Annotated in this window: 18 protein-coding genes; 6 read left to right on the top strand and 12 right to left on the bottom strand. The window is 65.3% G+C overall.

Translation table 11 applies throughout. The features are described from left to right. From hemC to hemE, 5 genes are all read right to left on the bottom strand, one after another. Entirely contained in the window at nt 1-1,020 is a 1,020-nt protein-coding gene (gene hemC, locus OS914_RS00975; RefSeq protein WP_267544187.1) for a hydroxymethylbilane synthase, read from the bottom strand. 4 nt (nt 1,021-1,024) lie between these two features. Further along, nucleotides 1,025-2,233, bottom strand: coding sequence for a ferrochelatase (locus tag OS914_RS00970; RefSeq protein ID WP_267544186.1), 1,209 nt, complete (start codon nt 2,231-2,233; stop codon nt 1,025-1,027). Then, a complete protein-coding gene (gene hemQ, locus OS914_RS00965) occupies nt 2,230-2,985 on the bottom strand; it encodes a hydrogen peroxide-dependent heme synthase (protein ID WP_267544185.1) in 756 nt (251 codons plus the stop codon). The genes OS914_RS00970 and hemQ overlap by 4 nt, the downstream gene beginning before the upstream one ends. Before the next feature lie 72 nt (nt 2,986-3,057). After that, the gene (gene hemG, locus OS914_RS00960) at nt 3,058-4,656 is read right to left on the bottom strand and encodes a protoporphyrinogen oxidase (protein WP_267544184.1); all 1,599 of its coding nucleotides are present in this window, start codon (nt 4,654-4,656) and stop codon (nt 3,058-3,060) included. Continuing rightward, nucleotides 4,653-5,717: a uroporphyrinogen decarboxylase gene (hemE, locus tag OS914_RS00955; RefSeq protein ID WP_267544183.1), complete on the bottom strand. Its 1,065-nt coding sequence runs from the start codon at nt 5,715-5,717 to the stop codon at nt 4,653-4,655. The genes hemG and hemE overlap by 4 nt, the downstream gene beginning before the upstream one ends. A 147-nt stretch (nt 5,718-5,864) precedes the next feature. Between hemE and OS914_RS00950 the strand changes: the two genes are divergently transcribed. Then, nucleotides 5,865-7,190, top strand: a complete 1,326-nt coding sequence (locus OS914_RS00950) for a glutamyl-tRNA reductase (RefSeq protein ID WP_267544182.1) — start codon at nt 5,865-5,867, stop codon at nt 7,188-7,190. A 7-nt stretch (nt 7,191-7,197) separates the two neighbouring features. On the opposite strand, the gene OS914_RS00945 is transcribed toward OS914_RS00950, so the two are convergent. From OS914_RS00945 to moeB, 3 genes are read right to left on the bottom strand one after another with little or no spacing between them, the layout of a single operon-like run. Beyond that, nucleotides 7,198-7,923, bottom strand: coding sequence for a M50 family metallopeptidase (locus OS914_RS00945; RefSeq protein WP_267544181.1), 726 nt, complete (start codon nt 7,921-7,923; stop codon nt 7,198-7,200). Between the two features lie 12 nt (nt 7,924-7,935). Continuing rightward, the gene (locus OS914_RS00940) at nt 7,936-8,931 is read right to left on the bottom strand and encodes an SDR family NAD(P)-dependent oxidoreductase (protein ID WP_267544180.1); all 996 of its coding nucleotides are present in this window, start codon (nt 8,929-8,931) and stop codon (nt 7,936-7,938) included. 37 nt (nt 8,932-8,968) lie between these two features. Beyond that, complete coding sequence (gene moeB, locus OS914_RS00935; protein WP_267544179.1) at nt 8,969-10,198, bottom strand: molybdopterin-synthase adenylyltransferase MoeB; 1,230 nt, start codon at nt 10,196-10,198, stop codon at nt 8,969-8,971. A gap of 100 nt (nt 10,199-10,298) precedes the next feature. On the opposite strand from moeB, the gene OS914_RS00930 reads away from it, so the two are divergent. From OS914_RS00930 to OS914_RS00920, 3 genes are all read left to right on the top strand, one after another. Continuing rightward, nucleotides 10,299-10,934: a TetR/AcrR family transcriptional regulator gene (locus OS914_RS00930; protein WP_267544178.1), complete on the top strand. Its 636-nt coding sequence runs from the start codon at nt 10,299-10,301 to the stop codon at nt 10,932-10,934. 109 nt (nt 10,935-11,043) lie between these two features. Beyond that, nucleotides 11,044-11,268, top strand: coding sequence for a DUF3107 domain-containing protein (locus OS914_RS00925; protein ID WP_267544177.1), 225 nt, complete (start codon nt 11,044-11,046; stop codon nt 11,266-11,268). Nucleotides 11,269-11,297: 29 nt separating this feature from the next. Next, complete coding sequence (locus tag OS914_RS00920; RefSeq protein WP_267544176.1) at nt 11,298-11,606, top strand: hypothetical protein; 309 nt, start codon at nt 11,298-11,300, stop codon at nt 11,604-11,606. Nucleotides 11,607-11,656: 50 nt separating this feature from the next. On the opposite strand, the gene OS914_RS00915 is transcribed toward OS914_RS00920, so the two are convergent. The 3 genes from OS914_RS00915 to thiO form a co-directional block, all read right to left on the bottom strand. Continuing rightward, on the bottom strand, nt 11,657-12,445 hold the full coding sequence (locus OS914_RS00915; RefSeq protein WP_267544349.1) for a thiazole synthase: 789 nt from the start codon (nt 12,443-12,445) through the stop codon (nt 11,657-11,659). A 137-nt stretch (nt 12,446-12,582) separates the two neighbouring features. Continuing rightward, nucleotides 12,583-12,822: a sulfur carrier protein ThiS gene (gene thiS / locus OS914_RS00910; RefSeq protein WP_267544175.1), complete on the bottom strand. Its 240-nt coding sequence runs from the start codon at nt 12,820-12,822 to the stop codon at nt 12,583-12,585. After that, nucleotides 12,819-14,066 carry a glycine oxidase ThiO gene (gene thiO, locus OS914_RS00905; protein WP_267544348.1) on the bottom strand — a complete coding sequence of 416 codons (1,248 nt, stop codon included), beginning with the start codon at nt 14,064-14,066 and terminating at the stop codon, nt 12,819-12,821. The genes thiS and thiO overlap by 4 nt, the downstream gene beginning before the upstream one ends. 265 nt (nt 14,067-14,331) lie before the next feature. Between thiO and thiE the strand changes: the two genes are divergently transcribed. Further along, on the top strand, nt 14,332-15,093 hold the full coding sequence (thiE, locus tag OS914_RS00900) for a thiamine phosphate synthase (protein WP_267544174.1): 762 nt from the start codon (nt 14,332-14,334) through the stop codon (nt 15,091-15,093). Between the two features lie 174 nt (nt 15,094-15,267). Further along, nucleotides 15,268-16,464, top strand: a complete 1,197-nt coding sequence (locus OS914_RS00895; RefSeq protein WP_267544173.1) for an acyltransferase family protein — start codon at nt 15,268-15,270, stop codon at nt 16,462-16,464. Nucleotides 16,465-16,466: 2 nt separating this feature from the next. Here the strand turns inward: OS914_RS00895 and OS914_RS00890 are convergent, their stop codons facing one another. Then, complete coding sequence (locus OS914_RS00890; RefSeq protein ID WP_267544172.1) at nt 16,467-17,225, bottom strand: MgtC/SapB family protein; 759 nt, start codon at nt 17,223-17,225, stop codon at nt 16,467-16,469. Between the last annotated feature and the right edge of the window lie 130 nt (nt 17,226-17,355).

The raw sequence follows: 17,355 nt of genomic DNA, 5'->3' as shown, positions 1-17,355 counted from the left end.
TCATTTCCCGCTGCCGGCCAGGTCGGCTAGATCCCCGGCGCCGTGGGCCAACAGTTCCTCGGCCAGATCAATACCGAGCAGTGTGGCACCGACTTCGGTCAGGCCGTCGGTTGCCTTTTTGCGGCGCACCGATGCGGTGCCGTCCACGGCACAGACCACCGCGTCCAAATACAACATGCTGCCCTTCCGGAGCGCGAGGGCACCGACCGGAGCACTGCAGCCGGCCTCAAGGCGCTCCAACAGGGCCCGTTCGGCAGTGACGGCGAGCCTGGTGTCGCGATCGTCCAGCGCGGCCAATGCCCGCGCCAACTCTCCGGGCACACCGCTGGCGGTTCCAGTCACCGGACCAAAACTTCCGGGGGCATCGGCCCTGCGGCACTCCACGGCCAGCGCGCCCTGCCCCGCGGCCGGGAGCATGATCTCCGGGCCGAAGAACTCGCTGACCACATCCAGCCGGTCAATTCGTCCGAGCCCGGCTGCCGCCAGTACCACAGCGTCCAGGTCGCCCGCTTTTCCCTCCAGAAATGGTACGTCAGCGTTACCAGGCAGACCTGCGACCCGACCCAGTCTGGTATCGACGTTGCCGCGGATATCGACGATCTGTAGATCCGGCCGCGCGGCGCGCAGCTGGGCCGCACGGCGCGGCGAGCCCGTCCCCACCTTCGCGCCTGCGGGAAGGTCATCGAACCTCAGTCCGGCGCGGGCGCACAGAGCGTCCCGTGCATCTTCACGAACGGGTATTGCCGCCAGTTTGAGCCCTTCCGCGGGGCCTGTCGGCAGGTCCTTGAGCGAATGCACCGCGAGGTCGCAGCGTCCGGTCAGCAGTGCGTCGCGCAGTGCGGTCACAAAAACCCCGGTGCCGCCCATCTGCGACAGCGGTCCGGTCAGGACGTCACCGTCCGTCTTAACGTGTACCAGCTCGACGGTGAAACCTCCGACGGCGGCGAGCCTGTCAGCGGTCTGCTGCGTCTGGGTCAGCGCCAGCTTACTGGCCCGGGTGCCTACTTTTACCGTGTCCACCCGGCTACCGTCCAACGGTGCTGTCCGCTCCTGCAATGGCAGGCTTGGCACCGCGGAAGTTGGCACAACAGCCGGGGCGGCACACGTCGTACCACGGGCCCAGGTCCGTCATTGCGGGGCGGTCCGCAATGTTGTTGTCCGCCGTCCGCTCACAGATCAGATCCGCCAGTCCGGTGATGAATTTCCGGTGTGTTCCCGGCGTCGGTACCCGGTCAAAGACCAGCCCCAGCTTTTCGCAGGTTTCCCGCGCTTCGGTGTCCAGGTCCCAGAGCACCTCCATATGGTCCGTGACGAAGCCCAGCGGCACAATCACTACGCCCTTGACGCCTTGGCCGGAGAGTTCCTCCAGCGCATCGTTGATATCCGGTTCCAGCCACGGAACATGCGGCGCGCCGGAGCGCGACTGGTACACCAGTGACCATGGCGTCGCGACGGCGGTTCCGGCGGCATCCGCACTGAGCGCATCGACCTGCGCCATCACCGCAGCACCGTTGGCCAGGTGCTGGGCAACGTAGGCCGAGCCCTCGGCAAAGTCGCGGGGCTCGCCGTCGGACCTTCCGGCAGCTTCCGCGTCGCGCATCGGAATCGAGTGCGTGGCAAACAGGACGTGCACCGGCGCCTCGGCCGTCCCGGCGGCGGCGAGTTCGGCGCGGACCTTGGTGAGACCTTCCGCGGTACCTTCAATGAACGGTTCCACAAAGCCGGGGTGGTCAAAATACTGCCGTACCTTGTCCACGGCCAGCTTGCCGTCGAGCCCGGTGTCGGTCAGCGCCATTCCGATATCTTCTCGGTACTGGCGGCAGCTGGAGTAGCACGAATATGCGCTGGTGGTGATCATCAGCAGCCGCCGGTGCCCGTCGTCATACGCGCTCTGCAGGGTCTGCGGGATGTAGGGCGCCCAATTTCGGTTGCCCCACAGCACCGGCAGTGATATTCCGCGGGCACTCAGTTCCGCTTCCAGATCGGCCTTCAACGCGCGGTTCTGAGCGTTGATCGGGCTGATGCCGCCGTTGGCGCGGTAGTGGTGGCTGACCTCTTCCAGCCGCTCATCCGGGATGCCGCGTCCGCGCGTGACATTGCGCAGGAACGGAATGACGTCGTCCTGGCCCTCGGGTCCGCCGAAGGACGCGAGCAGGATGCCGTCATAGCGGCGCGGTGCCATCCGGCCGGCCTCGGTGACGGGGTTCAAAACCGTCGCTGCAGAATCTGTCATCGCAAAACCTCCGAGATTTCTGCCGCACTGATCCGGCGGCCGGTGTAGAACGGGATTTCTTCCCGGACGTGCAGGCGGGCTTCGGTAGAGCGCAAGTGGCGCATCAGGTCCACCAGGTCCAGCACGTCGTCGGCCTCCAGGCCCAAAATCCATTCCCAGTCACCGAGTGCGAACGATGAAACGGTGTTGGACAACACGCCCGGGAAATCCCGGCCCAGCAGGCCATGGTCCCTGAGCATGGTGCCGCGCTCTTCGGGCGGGAGGATGTACCACTCGTAGGAGCGAACGAACGGGTACACGCAGACCCAGCCCTTGGGCTCGGTCTTGGACATGTATGACGGCGCATGGTTTTTGGCGAACTCGGCCTCGCGGTGCACACCCATCGCCGACCAGGCAATCTCAGTCCCGGTGAACAGATCGCTGCGGCGGATATCCCGCACCGCGCGTTGCAGGCCGTCAGCTGTTGGACCGATCAGCCACAACATGACGTCTGCGTCCGAGCGCATGGCGGAAACATCGTAGGCGCCGCGAAGGGTGATGTTCTGCCCGGCGAACCCGGCGACAAGTTCCTCAAAGGCTGCGACCCGTTGTTCACTGCCCGCACTCGGGAGGCCGGCGCGCTTAAAAACCGTCCAGAGCGTGAAGGGAGCCGAAGATGGCGTCGCCGCCGAAGGGGACGGCTCTGCTGAGGGTGCCAGGGAAGTGGATGTCTGAGAAGTTTTAGTGACAGATTCCGCAGAAGTGTGGCTCATGGTTACAAGTTTGCCCCTCCGGGCGCAAAAGTTGAAACCGAAAGCCTCTACCGGTGGTAGAAGTCACGAAACTCACAGGCTTTTTTCGGTATGGTCCGTCTGCTCAGCCGTGAGTGCACCCGCCACTTCCGCACGGGCATCCGCCACCACGGCGGCGAGACCATTTCCGGCCAGCCAACCACCCAGCAGGAGCAGTCCGGGCTGCTGGCGGGCAATGTCGCGGACCTTTGCCATTTCTTTCCGGTGTCCCACCGCGGCAAACGGCAGCGAACCGGGCCACCGCACGACGTCCCAATCCAGCAGAACATCCGCAGTGATCGGCTGATCCAGCAGGGTCGAAGCGTCCGCGAGGGCAGCGGTCAGCAGGTCATCGTCCGCTGCGGAAAGTTGCGGGGATCGACCTGCACCGTCTCCGGCCCTGCCTGCACCGTCTCCTGCCCTGCCGTAGGAGAGCCTGAGGATGTGCCTCCCGGCCCCGGCTTTCTCGGCCAGCCAGGCCCATTTCGCACTCGCATGTGTCAGCGCTTTGGCCATGATCCCGGCGGTCTGCGGCGCCACCAGAATGCCGGTACCGCGGGGTTTCACATCCAGACCGGGCAAATCCACCACGAGGGTCACCAGCCGAACGTCGGGCCCGGCCGCCGGGGCATGACCGGCAAGCTCCGGGATCACAGGGGCCAGCAGTTGCACCGCCGCCGGACCATTCGTGGCCACCACCAGAACTTCTGCCCGCGCGGACCACTTCCCCGCGGTTACCGTCCATTCAGTGCCTGCACCGGACGAAGCCGTGCGTGAAAGCCCGGTCGCCGGGTGCCCCGTGTGCATCTCAACGCCCGCCTTCCGCAGATCTTCTGCCAGCGCCCCGACGAGCATGAACATCCCCCCGGCCAGGCCGCCCACCGCCGCCCCGGCCTTTGCCATACCCGGCTGTGCACCGCCCGGCTCGACGTCACCCTGCGGGCCACTGCGCGGCTGTGCCCCGCCCGGCTGCGCACCACCCGGCCGGGCGGCACCCCGTTGCGCCGCCACTGCGGCCGCCAAGGAACCGTGTTTCAGAATGCCTTCGCGCAGCCCCGGCGCCACCATGTCAACGTCCAGAACTTCCGGATCCGCCGAATGGACTCCGGCGACCACAGGCGCCACCAAACGCTCCAGGACACGAGCGCCCATCCGCGCCCGGACCAGGTCCGCGACGCTGCACACCTGCGCACTCGTCCCTACCGACGCCGGTAGGGACGCATCGAGCGCAGCCCGCAGCGAACCGGCGAACCCCAGCGCCCTGCGCACTTCCGGCGCCCAGGGGTCAGCCGGAATGCCCAACACCCCGGTCCGTGGCAGCGGCAGCGCTCCCGTCGGCAGCTGAACCCAGGCACCGGACGGGTCCGGCGATCTGATGAGGGCCCCCAAACCCAGCTCCGTGACCAGGTCTGCGACCGCCGTCGAACGCGTGGCAAATGATTCCGCCCCGCTGTCCAGCGAGAGGCCGGCCACCATGTGCGAACCGACGCAGCCGCCGAAAACGCCCGACGCCTCCAGCACCGTGACCCGGTAGCCGGCGTGAACCAGGTCCCGGGCAGCCACGAGTCCGGAGATTCCGCCACCGACGACGACGGCACGCCGCTGCCGCCGTCCGCGCGGCGCAGCAGCACTGTGCATCGGGCTGTCCATCATGAGGGCTGAATTGAGTGGATCAGTTCCACCATCCGGGTGAGGACATCAGGATCGGTTTCCGGCGGCACCCCGTGACCCAAATTGAGCACGTGTCCGGGCGCGGCCTCCCCTGCCGCGATCACCGCACGCACATGGGCTTCGAGGACCTCCCACGGTGCGGACAGCAGCGCAGGATCGATGTTCCCCTGCAGTGGCACGGCTCCGCCCAGCCTCCGGTTCGCCTCATCCAGCGGCAGCCGGTAATCGACCCCCATGACGTCCACGCCGACGTCGTGCATAGCGCCCAGCAGTTCCGACGTGCCGGTACCAAAGTGGACCAGCGGCGCACCAAGACCGCGCACATGGTCAAGTGCCCGTGCTGATGCGGGAGCCACATACCGGGTGTAGTCCGCCAAACCCAACGATCCGGCCCAGGAATCGAACAGCTGACCGGCGCTGGCCCCGGCTTCCAATTGCGCACGCAGGAACATCCCGGAAGCATCCGCCGCCCACTGGGTCAGCGCCCGCCAGGCCAGCGGATCGGCGTGCATCATGGTGCGTGGGCCCAAATGATCACGCGATGGCTTCCCTTCCACCATGTAGGCCGCTAGTGTGAACGGCGCGCCGGCGAACCCGACCAAGGGTGTCTTCCCCAGCTGGTCAACGGTGAGCCGGACGGCTTCGCGGATCGGCTCCAGCGCCTCGTCGGTCAGCGTGGGAAGGGCTGCCACGTCAGCGGCCGTGCGGATTGGCGTGTCCAGCACCGGGCCTACCCCGGGGACAATGTCCACCCCTACCCCGGCCAGTTTGAGCGGGATGACAATGTCGGAGAAAAAAATGCCGGCGTCCACATCGTGCCGGCGGACGGGCTGCAGCGTGATTTCCGAGGCCAGCTGCGGGTCCAGGCACGAATCCAGCATCGCCACGCCCTTGCGCAGCTCGCGGTATTCCGGCAGCGAGCGCCCCGCCTGGCGCATGAACCAGACCGGCCGTCGTGACGGTTTCCCGCCGCGGTAAGCGGTGATCAACGGCGAATCGCCGGTGCGGCCATCCATCAGGGGGTGCCTGGAGCTAAGTGTCATGGTTCTGATTCTGCCCAAGTTCTGCCTAATTGGATAACCGCCGCAGCTGTAGGCGGCCAGTGGTAACGAATATCACCCCGGCGGACGCCAGGTTTGGCTACCCTCGCTTGTTCTACGCGGGTGCGAAGTCGGTACTATAGAGGTGTTGTGGTCCTTTTCTCTCTCGTGGCGTCGCACGCCGAAATAGATCTCGAGACAGTCGCCCGCCTGAGCGCCGGCGCCTCCGAGGTCCCGCTTTCCGTGCTCGGACGCCAGCAGGAAATCCTTGGCGCGGTGGCGTTGGCAACGTGTAACCGCTACGAGATCTATGCGGAAGCAAGGACGGAAGACGACGTCGAGGCGGCACGTGCCGCCGTCATCTCACGGATCAGCGAGAGCAGCGGGCTGACCGAACATATTGTCTCCCGGGCCTTCGAAACGCGCCGCGGACCAGCCGTCAGCCGGCACCTTTTTGCCGTCAGCGCCGGACTCGATTCCGCCGTCGTCGGGGAACGCGAAATTGCCGGCCAGGTTAGGCGCGCTCTGACCGGCGCGCAGCGGGATTCCACCGCGAGCCCGGCCCTGGTGCGGCTGTTCCAGGCCGCATCCAAGACGGCCAAAGATGTTGGCGCCCGAACCGCGCTAGGCAGCAGGGGCCTATCCATTGTTTCCGTTGCGCTGGATCTGGCAGCCGAACTGCGCGGCGGCCCGGCAGCTACAGGTGCTGATTTCACGGACTCCCGGGTGGTCATTTTCGGAACCGGAGCCTATGCCGGCACCACGATGGCACAGCTGACAGGGCGCGGCTGTACTGACATCTCGGTCTTCTCCGCATCCGGCCGGGCCCAGACGTTCGTGGCGACCCGGGGCGGCACCGCACTGAGCCGTGAAAGCCTTGAGAGCGCCGTCGCGGCGGCGGATATCCTGATCGGCTGCAGCGGCTCCGAAAACCGCGTCCAGGCCGCTGACATTGCCGGTCTCCGCCGCGCCTCACCGCAGCCGCTGGTCATTCTTGACCTGGCTTTGACGCGTGATTTTGATCCCGCTGTTGCCGAGCTGGACGAGGTGGAACTGCTGACGCTGGAATCCGTCCGGCTGGCCGCACCCGCGGAGCAGACAGAATCGATGAACCAGGCGGCGGACATTGTGGCAAAAGCGGCCCACAGTTTTGAAGAACAGCACAAGGCGCGCTCGGTCGACGGCGCAATCGTGGCTTTGCGCCGGCACACGATGAGCGTGCTCGACACCGAAATTGCCCGTGTGCGGGCCCAACACGGCTGCACCGCCGCGGCGGAAGAGGTCGAATTCGCGATGCGTCGGATGGTCAAGTCTCTACTGCACATCCCTACGGTCAGGGCACGTGAGCTCGCGGCGGCCGGCGAGCAGGACAGCTATCTTGCTGGCCTCGAAGCCCTGTACGGCATTACGGTCGAAGAGCCAGTGGCCATCGTACCGGCGCATTGCCCCGTGGATCCTGCCGCTGAGACGGCCTGAATCGACGTTAGCCGGTTCCAGCCGGGAGCGCGGCCCCGACGGCGGCCCACCCCGACCCCGCGATCACCGCGCCCATCAACAGCAGCCAGACCACGGACGGTATTCCGGTCCGCCGGTAGAGCAGGTACGCATCCGAGGTCGCCAGCCGGTCCCGGTGCGAGACATGGACGCTCAGCACCGTAAACCACGCCAGCGCGGCACCCACCAACAGTGCCGTGCCCAGTACCAGGAGTACGTAGCCCTGGACCTGCGCGTCGGCCAGATACAGCAGCGTCACTGCCACCCCGGCACAGAACAGCACCGATACTGCGCCGAAGGCGTTACGGACAAAGAGCAGCGCCAGCACTATGAGAGCCCCGCCGATCAGCAGCGCGGCGCTTTGCCAGCCGGTGCGGGCTGAGAGCACCATGGCCGCTCCCACTACCGCGGGGGCCGGATAGCCCCAGAACCCGGACCACACCGCGGGCCATCGGCCACGGGCCACGCTGTGCGTTGTCCCGGATTGGTCGCGTTGAATCCGGATACCGGTCAGCCGCTGCCCGGTCAGCAAGGCGGCGAAGGCGTGCCCTAGTTCGTGGACCACGGTGACGTAAATCCCAAAGTGCCGCCATAGGACACCGGGCACCGCCAGCGACACGGCGGCCGCCAGGATCAGGATTAAGACCTGCAGCGGCGGTTCCACCGGCGGGCCCTGGACCGTGGCGCGGAGGAGGTTCCCCGTCCACCCATCCATCGAAGGCGGCACCTAGGCGAAGGCGTTGATGCCGGTGAGCTCCGCGGAAAGATCCCAGAGTCGGGCCGCCGCGTCCCGGTCCACGGCGTGGGCATCTACTCCGGCCATCCGGGCGGTCGGCGAAGCGGTGTCCGTTGGTTCGGCGATGTCGCAGTCCTCGCAGTAAACCCCGCCCAGCCCCGCCAGCTGTGGTGCCGTCGCGGCCCAAACGGAAGTAGCGGCGCCCTGTGCCGGGGACTTGAACCGCGGATCGACATTGCCCTGGTCATCGATCCATCCCGCGGCCATCATTTCCGCCGCCGGCAGGTGCCGCTGCAGCTCGGTCATGATTGCGCCCGGATGCACCGCGAAGGCCCGCACGCCGCGGTCGCGTCCCAGCCGGTCCAGCTGCACGGCAAAGAGGCTGTCTGCTGTCTTCGCCTGACCGTAGGCCTGCCATTTGTCGTAGCCCGTGCTGAACTGAGGATCATCGAACCGGATGCCGGAAAGCTTGTGTCCGGTGGACGCGAGCGCGACGACGCGTGCCCCGGTTCCGGCACTCAGGGCCGGCCACAACAGGTTGGTCAGGGCGTAGTGACCCAAATGATTAGTGGCGAACTGAGACTCCCACCCGGGGCCAACCCGGGCCTCGGGGCTGGCCATGATCGCCGCATTGTTGATCAGGACGTCCAGCCCGTGCCCGGAGTCGAGGAAGCGGGCACTGAATTCCTTGACGCTCTGTTGATCCGCCAAATCCAGGGCATCGACGCTCACGCGGTCAGCGGCGAGGCCGGCTGCCGCCAGAACCTCGCGGGCGTGTTCAGGACGTCGGGCCGGTACCAGCACCGAGGCCCCGGCCGCCGCGAGGGCCTTGGTTGTTTCCAGGCCGAGCCCCGAATAGCCGCCCGTCACCATGGCCACGGTTCCCGCCAGGTCAATCCCCCGCAGCACGTCGGACGCCGTTGACGCGGGACCGAAGCCCGAGTTGATCTTATGTTGAGCGGTGAATTCGTCTGCCACGTTGTCCATCTCTCCTCCTGTCGGGTTTGCTCCTGCCTGTGGGGTGTCAGTAAATGGGTTTGTCGGGTTCCACCTCACGCACCCATGTCAGAATGCCGCCGTCGAGATGGACGACGTCGGCATACCCGGCAGCCCGCAGGCTCGCCAGTGCCTGGGCCGAGCGGGCGCCGGATTTACAGTGCAGTACCAGCGGCACATCCCGCGGGATCCCGGAGAGGGCGGTGCCGGTCTGAATCCCGCCGAGCGGCACCAGAACGGAGCCCGGGATCCGCACAATCCCGAACTCGCCGGGCTCGCGGACATCGATCAGCTCGAAGCTGTCTGCACCCCGCTCCCGTGCGGCCAGCCGGGCGGCCAGCACCGTCGCGGAAATCGTATCCGCGGAACTGTCAGCAGTGGTGGCGTCGGAATCCGGCCCCTGCACGCCGCAGAAATCGGCATAGTCCAGCAGCTGCGTCACCGGCGAGCCTTCCGGATCCTTGGAGATGCCGATCTCCCGCCAGCTGGAGCCGAGCGCGTCAAATATCAGCAGCCTGCCCAATAAGGTCCGCCCAACGCCGGTAATCAGCTTCACGGCTTCGATCACCATCATCGAGCCGACGGCGGCACAGAGCATGCCGAACACACCGCCTTCCGCGCAGGACGGTACGGTTCCTGCGGCCGGCGGTTCGGGGTACAAATCCCGGTAGCTGGGACCGAATTCCTCCCAGAACACGCTGACCTGACCGTCAAAACGCAAAATCGAACCCCACACGTAGGGCTTTCCCTGCAGCGCCGCCGCATCATTGACCAGATACCGGGTGGCAAAGTTATCCGCGCCGTCCAGAATCAGGTCATAGTCGGCAAAGATCTCCAACGCATTGGTGGAATCCAGCCGCACCGGATGCAGCACCACGGTCACCAGCGGGTTCAGCGCGGCAATCGAATCCCGGGCGGATTCGAGTTTGCTCCGTCCCACGTCCGGCACCGAATGGATTACCTGCCGCTGCAGATTACTTAGGTCCACGTCGTCGTCGTCCACGATGCCAATGGTTCCGACTCCGGCGGCAGCCAGGTATAGCAGCGCCGGGGAACCCAACCCGCCCGCTCCGATCACCAGCACCCGGGCGTTCTTCAGCCGACGCTGCCCCTCAACGCCAATCTCCGGGATAATCAGGTGCCGCGAATAGCGTTCAATCTCCGTTCGGGTCAGCTCCGGCCCGGGATCAACCAACGGGGGAAGTGCCGGGAAATCGTGGTCATGCTGCGCGGTACCGGCCCGCAATGATGGCGACATAGCCTTAATCTATGCCCGGGAGGTGTACTCAGTCATATTACCGGCCGGTAAAGTGAGGGTTACGCTCCGGTGGGGCGTGCGAGATGAGAGGCGCCACGGCATGACCCAGGAATCCCGAACTCCGCAAACGCCGGTCCGCCCGCGGCTGCCCCGGTTGCCCCGCGATGAACGCCGCGCCCAGCTCTTGGCCGCGGCCCAGGAAGTCTTTGTCGCCAACGGCTACCACGGCACCGCCATGGATGAGATCGCGGAAACAGCACGGGTCAGTAAACCGGTGCTGTACCAGCATTTCCCGAGCAAACGCGAGTTGTATCTGGCACTGTTGGACGCTCATCTGGCTGAGCTCACCAGCCGCCTCATCACAGCCTTGGGCTCGACGACGGACAACAAGCTTCGCGTTCAGGCCACCATGCGGGCCTACTTTGAGTTCATCGCCAAGGATGACCAAGCGTATCGGCTGGTCTTCGAATCCGACCTGGTCAACGATCCCGAGGTCGCTGCCCGGCTGGAGGCCTTCAACGCCGCCTACGCCGATGCCATTGCCTGCGTCATTTCAGAGGACACCAAACTCCCGCATATTGAAGCGACCCTGCTGGGACGCGCGCTGGCAGGAATGGCGCAGGTCAGCGCCCGCTACTGGCTGGAGACGGACGGGAGTCTGGACCTGGATGTGGCCAGTGAGCTGATCTACCGTTTAGCTTGGCGCGGAATCAGCCGGTTCCCCAAGGAACCCTAGGCCATACGCCCTAGACTGATCCCTAGCCAGTTCGTACCAGCTGAACCCGGTGGGTTTGGTTTCAATTCAGTGCTACGCCAATATGGCGGCATATTAAGGAGACACCGCGGTGGAAATTAAAATCGGAATTCAGAACGTCGGCCGTGAAATTGTGCTGGAATCCACACAGACCCTCGATGAGGTCGCTGCCAAGGTGACCGAAGCCATCGCCAAGGGCATCGAGCTTCGCCTCACGGACGAAAAAGGCCGGGTCGTCCTGGTGCCGGCGAACGTTCTGGGCTACGTCGAAATCGGCGCCGAGGAATCACGCCGCGTCGGCTTCGGCGCCCTCTGACCCGGCCGCCGAGCAGGAAGACCGCGCAAATGGTTGATCTGGTGATTATCGCTTTGATGTCCGGTATGGTTGGCGCGATCGTCTGGGGGACCGACAAAAAACACCACCACGCGTACGGCGAGTTGCTGCCGGCCGGCATCGCGGTGCTGGCCGCCCTGCTGACCTGGATCATTACGGTCGCCGCGGGGCTGAGCTATCAGCCGGGCCTCACCTGGGTCCCGTGGATCGCTTCGATGGTTGCCGCAATAGTCTTCTCGATGGCCGCTTCGCTGCTGCTCGGACGCAGCCGGACAGCACGGGACACCGCCCGACTGACGGCCATTCTCCGCAGCCGCTAGTCGCCCCGCTGCCAACTGGCCTGCTCGGCCGCCGTGCCCGAACGAAGCCGCTACAGGTCCGGCCGGCCCTCCAACGCTGAGGATGCCAAGGCATGGTCGCGTTTGGGAATTCGACCAGCCTGCGCCGCCAGCCTACCGCCGATCACTGCATGTTTAAAAGCTTCGGCCATCCGTACCGGATCCTGCGCCCGGGTGACCGCCGTCGCGAGCAAAACGGCATCGCAGCCCAGCTCCATGGCCAGCGCGGCGTCGGAGGCCGTTCCAATGCCGGCGTCCAGGACCACCGGGATGCCGGCTCGGGAGACTATTAACGCGATGTTGTGTGGATTCAGGATGCCCAGCCCCGTACCGATCGGTGATCCGAGCGGCATAACTGCTGCTGCTCCCAGGCCTTCCAGCCGCAGCGCCAGCACCGGATCATCGTTCGTATACGCGAAGACCTTGAATCCCCGACTCACTAATTGCTCGGTCGCATCAACGAGTTCGACGGCGTCCGGCAGCAGGGTGTGCTCGTCCGCAATGACTTCCAGCTTCACCCAGTCCGTTTCCAGTGCCTCTCGGGCCAGTTCCGCCGTCATCACGGCTTCCCGCGCGGTGAAGCACCCGGCGGTATTGGGAAGCACTCGGATCTGCTGCTGCAGCAGCAGATCAAAGAGCGAGGTGCCCGCCGGGGCCGCCACACTGTGGCGCCGCATGGCCACAGTGGTCAGCTCCGTTCCGGAGGCCAACAGCGCCGCACCAAGTCCGTTCAGGCTCGGCGCTCCGCCGGTTCCCATGATCAGCCGGGAGCCTAGCGCCACGCCGTCAATGACCAGGGAGTCCGGAGCGGGCGCCGGCATCAATGCGCCTGCACTACTCGTGGTTTTCAGTGTCGTGTTCATTACTTCATATTTCCTTCGCTTCTAATGGCGTCCGTGACGCTGCGTTCCTGACCGGATCTGTCCTCGAGCAGCCAAGGAAGGCCGCACCCATACCGCTATCCGCCCTGGACAGCCGTCACGATTTCCACCTCGTCGTTATCCGCCAGCTCGGTGGCGGACCAGCTGCTGCGCGGAACAATGGCTGCGTTGAGGGCAACAGCAACACCCAGCCGTCCGCCGTCGCACGCTCGCCCTGCCGCGTCGATAGCCCTGCCTGTCAGCAAAGTCACCAGGTCAGCCACCTGTTGGCCGGCCGGAGCCTGGTGCTGCTGACCGTTGAGCCGGATCTGAATCATTTTTTCTCCTTGTCCGAAAACCTGCCGGGCCGAAAACCCGTCCAGTCCTGTGCGGTGATACCGTCCATCAGCTGCCGGCAGATCTGCGCCGCGATGGGTGTGAGGAGTACTCCATGCCGGAAAAATCCGGTGGCAATAATGAGCCCCGCAACGTCCCCGTCAACTCCGGCAACCCGGCCCAGCAGCGGCGCATTGTCCGGCGTTCCGGGCCGGGCGCGCGCGGTGGTCTCCAGCAGTTCCAACTCGGCAACGGCCGGCACCAGGGTCTGGGCATCGCGCAGGAGCGAATACACGCCGCCGGCCGAAACCCGCCCCGGACCTGCACTGCCAGGACTTCCGCCGCCTGGCCCGCCGGGATCATCCTCGCGCTGGGTTGCCCCAATCACCACGGTGCCGTCGTTGCGCGGGACGATGTATACCGGCACGCCCCGGACCAGCCCGCGAACTGTGGCAGTGAGCAACGGTCGCAGATGTTCCGGGACGCGAAGCCGGAGGATATCGCCGTATACCGGGCGCAGCGGTAAATTCAGTCCAGTCGGAAGCCCCGCCAGCGCTGATGCACCGAGCCCGTTGGCCACCACCACCTCCCCGGCGGTCACCGTCCGCCCGTCATCGAGCTGCACCCCGTTCACTTGGGAGGATGGATTATCCGGGTCTTCGTGCAGCAATCCGGTCGCCATCCGGCGGATCGACGTCTGCTCTTCCCGCAGCCGGCCGCCCGCTCCGGCTACGATGTTCAGCTGCACCCTCAGCGCCGTCGCCACCGCGCGGGGATCCACCTGGTGGTCCTGTGCAATTCTGTATACGCAGGAAAGCTGCGGGCCCAGCAACGGTTCCTCCACCCTGGCTGTCCGGATACTCACCTGCTCCACGTCCAGGCCGTGCGAAAGCTGCACCTGCCGCAGATCCGCCAGCGCCTGCCTATCGCCGGCGTCGGCGCCCACCACCAGCGTCGCCGTCGTCCGGAACCCGGTGTCCACATGTCCGGCGGCAATCAGCGGCGCCACAAAATCGGGCCACAGTGCGGCCGAGGCAAGTGTGAGCCCCAGCAACTCCTCTTCCTGATAGTGCAGCTCGCTGACCGGTGCCAGCATCCCTGCCGCAGCAAAGGTCGCTCCTGTGGCGGGACCGGGATCAATAACCGTCACAGACCGGCCGGACCGCTGAACCTCCCACGCGATGCCCAGTCCAACGATTCCACCACCGATCACGGCGACGTCCGTTTCGATGCACTGTTTTTCGATGCACTGTTCTTCGGCGCGACGTTCCTCGCCCAGACGTTCCTCGCCCAGACGTTCCTCGCCCAGCCGTTCAGTGACTAGCCGTTCAGTGACCAGTCGTTCAGTGTCCACTCGCGTGCTTTCCTTCCCTACGCCGGCATGACCCGGATCAGGTTCCGTCCGCTGGGACCAAGCCCAGCGGAACAATTCGGTCGGCACACGGCGTGACGCCAGGTGCCCTCTCAGCCGGCTTCTCCGGCTCCCGCGGTACTGAACTAGTCTATGAGACATGACGAGTCTTTATTCCAATCCCTTAACCGCGTCGGATCCGGCCCCTGCCACGCAGCCCTCCGTCACCGACGCGAGACTGTACCTGTGCACCAATGCCCGCGCGGAGCAAGGAGATTTTGCGGATTTTGTGCGAGCAGCGTACGCCGGCGGTGTGGACATCATCCAGCTGCGGGATAAGACCCTGCAGGCCGCCGAGGAGTTGGAATTGCTGGCTGTGTTACGCGACGTTGCTGCCGAATACGGCAGGCTCTGGGCCGTTAACGACCGCGCGGACATCGCCGCATTATCCGGTGCGCCGGTCTTTCATATCGGTCAGCAGGACCTGCCGGTGGCTGATGCCAGGACACTCCTGCCGCACAGCACGGCGGTTGGTCTTTCCAGCCACACGCCGGAACAGGCCAGTGCCGCAGCCGGCGTGCAGGCGGGCCCGGGGGGCTGGACGGGTGACGACGGCGCGCAGGCCCGCGCGGAAGCCGGCAGCGCCGTGGACTACTTTTGCGTCGGCCCGGTCTGGGCCACGCCCACCAAGCCCGGCCGCGCCGCCGTCGGGCTGGAAATGGTGCGGTACGCCGCCTCGCTGAAAACGCGGATTCCCTGGTTCGCGATTGGCGGCATTGACCTCGGCAACATCGAACAGGTCGTCGCCGCGGGGGCTGACCGCGTCGTCGTCGTACGCGCCATTACCGAGGCTACGGATCCGACGGCGGCCGCGCAGGCCCTGCGCGCCGCTCTTGGCGAGGCGGCTTTCAGCGCCGCCTAATATCGTTCAGCGGGAATGTACCGTTCAGCGGGAAAGTACCGTTCAGCGGGAGCCATACCGGATATCTAGAGCCGGGTTCACAGTTGCTGTGCCCTGCCGGCGCCGCAGGGCCGTTCACGCAACTCCCAGCTTTCGCTCAGCCGCCCTGCGGACCAGTAACGTAGCGTGGAGTCAATGCTCGCCCAGATCACCCTCCCCCGGCCACCAGCGGCAAAACAGGCACGCCCTGCGCGGCAGACAAGCCTGGCAGGTGCAGAACCGCAGATCGGAGCTTTAACCTCATTGCGGCTAATTGCCGCCGTCTGGGTGGTACTGTTCCACCTCCAGCTCCTGAGTAATACGTTCCTTAAACCCGTTTTTACGGCGTTCCATCCGCTCATAGTCAGTGGCGACCTCGGTGTGGACGTGTTTTTCGTGCTCAGCGGGTTCATCATCTCGTACACGTATCTGGAGCGCCTCGGGCCCAAGCTGAGCGTGGCTGGCTACCGTGACTTTGTCTGGGCCCGGTTTGCCCGGATGTGGCCGGCGTTCGCTTTGCTGATCGGTCTAGTGGGTCTGTGGTTCCTGCTCGGCACAACACAGCATTCGGTGCTGGCCTGGTCCCTGCAGGCGCGGTCCCCTGATATCTCCGCCTGGGGACTGATCAAGCAGCTGCTGATGATTCACCTGTGGTTTCAGCCGTTCACCGACGGCGCCAGCTGGTTTGGGCCGGGCTGGACTGTCAGCGCGGAATGGTTGGCGTATTTGGCCTTTCCGGTGACCGCGTTGGGGTTCTACCGGCTGCGCCAACTGCATCCGTTGGCAGCCATGACCGCGTCGGTGCTGGTACTGCTCCCGGTTTCTTTGCTCGGACCGGGCCAGCTCCTGGACACTGTCCATCCCTACCCGTACAGCTGGCTGGTGCAAATATTCTGCTGTTTTACCGCCGGTGCCTTCGCACTTCTGGCGGTCCGCAACCGGGGACGGATCCATTTCAACTCCTCGCGCGCCGGTCCCGCCGCCATCCTCATTGTTGTGCTGATTACCGGTGTGCTGGTCCTGGGCCCGTCGCGAGGATTTGGGCGGCTGGTCGTTCTGCTCTTTCCCGCCCTCTTAGCGCTTCTCAGCGTGGCCCGCGGCCGGGTGCAGGCCTTCTTGAGCCACCCCTGGCTGCTGGCCGGCGGCCGCGCGTCCTACAGCCTGTATCTGGTGCACATGCTTTTCATTTACCTTTACCACTGGCTCATCGTTGAGGTACTCACTCCGGCTGGCACAAACATGCAAAACGTCCTGGCCGCCTCGACACTGGCCGCTATCGGTCTATCGACGTTCCTGCTCTACAACTACGTCGAGGAGCCGGCGCGCAGATTCCTGCGCAGGCCACGCACCTGACGCTATTCGGCGTCGTCGTCGATGGACAGCCCACGCACCCCGGCTACTGAACCCAGCCGATGGGTCAACACGCTAATAGGCGTGGTGCCGCTGATTTCCAGCTCCACCTCGACGGTGACTTCCGCTATGTCCGTCCCGCCGCCGTCGTCCGGTGGAATGTTCCCCAGCACCCGGTACAAAGTCCCGTCCTCGCTGGCGCGGGTGGTGAATCCCATGATCGCAAAACCAAGTTCGGTGCAGGTCAGCATGATCACCCGCAACGCCCCGATCCCATCGAGATAGCGGACGTGGATGGTGTGCTCGTTCAGGTTTCCGAGCCGGGTGCGGCTGACGATGAACGGGTAGAGAAACACCACCAAAAAGTGCGCCAACGTCACAAAGACGGCGGGGATGATCAGGCCGGCTCCCGCGGCGGTACCAACACCGGCGGTCAGCCAGATGGACGCCGCCGTCGTCAATCCGCGCACTTTGTTCCGGCGGACAAACACCAGACCGGCCCCAATGAAGCCGATGCCGGAGACGATCTGCGCCGCGACCCGGGAGGGATCCAATCGGACCAGGTCCTTGACCAAAACGTCGTCAAAGCCAAATTTACTGACCACCATAAAAAGCGCCGCGCCGGTGCCGACCAGCGCGTGGGTGCGCATTCCCGCGGACTTGCTCTTCAGCTGCCGCTCGAAGCCGATCGCGGTGGATAACAACAAAGCGAAAGAAAGGGACAGTAGTTGCGTTCCCCAGAGCGCTGCCGATGAACCGATCAATTTCCCGCCCTTTTACTGCTGCCGCCGGATCCGTCCTACCGACGTGACAGTAGCATGGCGCCGGCCTAGCCCGAATAACGCCCCTCCGGCACAACGACGCGCGCCGCAGCCGCCTATTTCACGGGCGGCC

The organism is Arthrobacter endolithicus (assembly GCF_026627425.1).
GTDB lineage: Bacteria > Actinomycetota > Actinomycetes > Actinomycetales > Micrococcaceae > Arthrobacter_M.
This window is presented reverse-complemented; position numbering and strand designations above follow the sequence as displayed.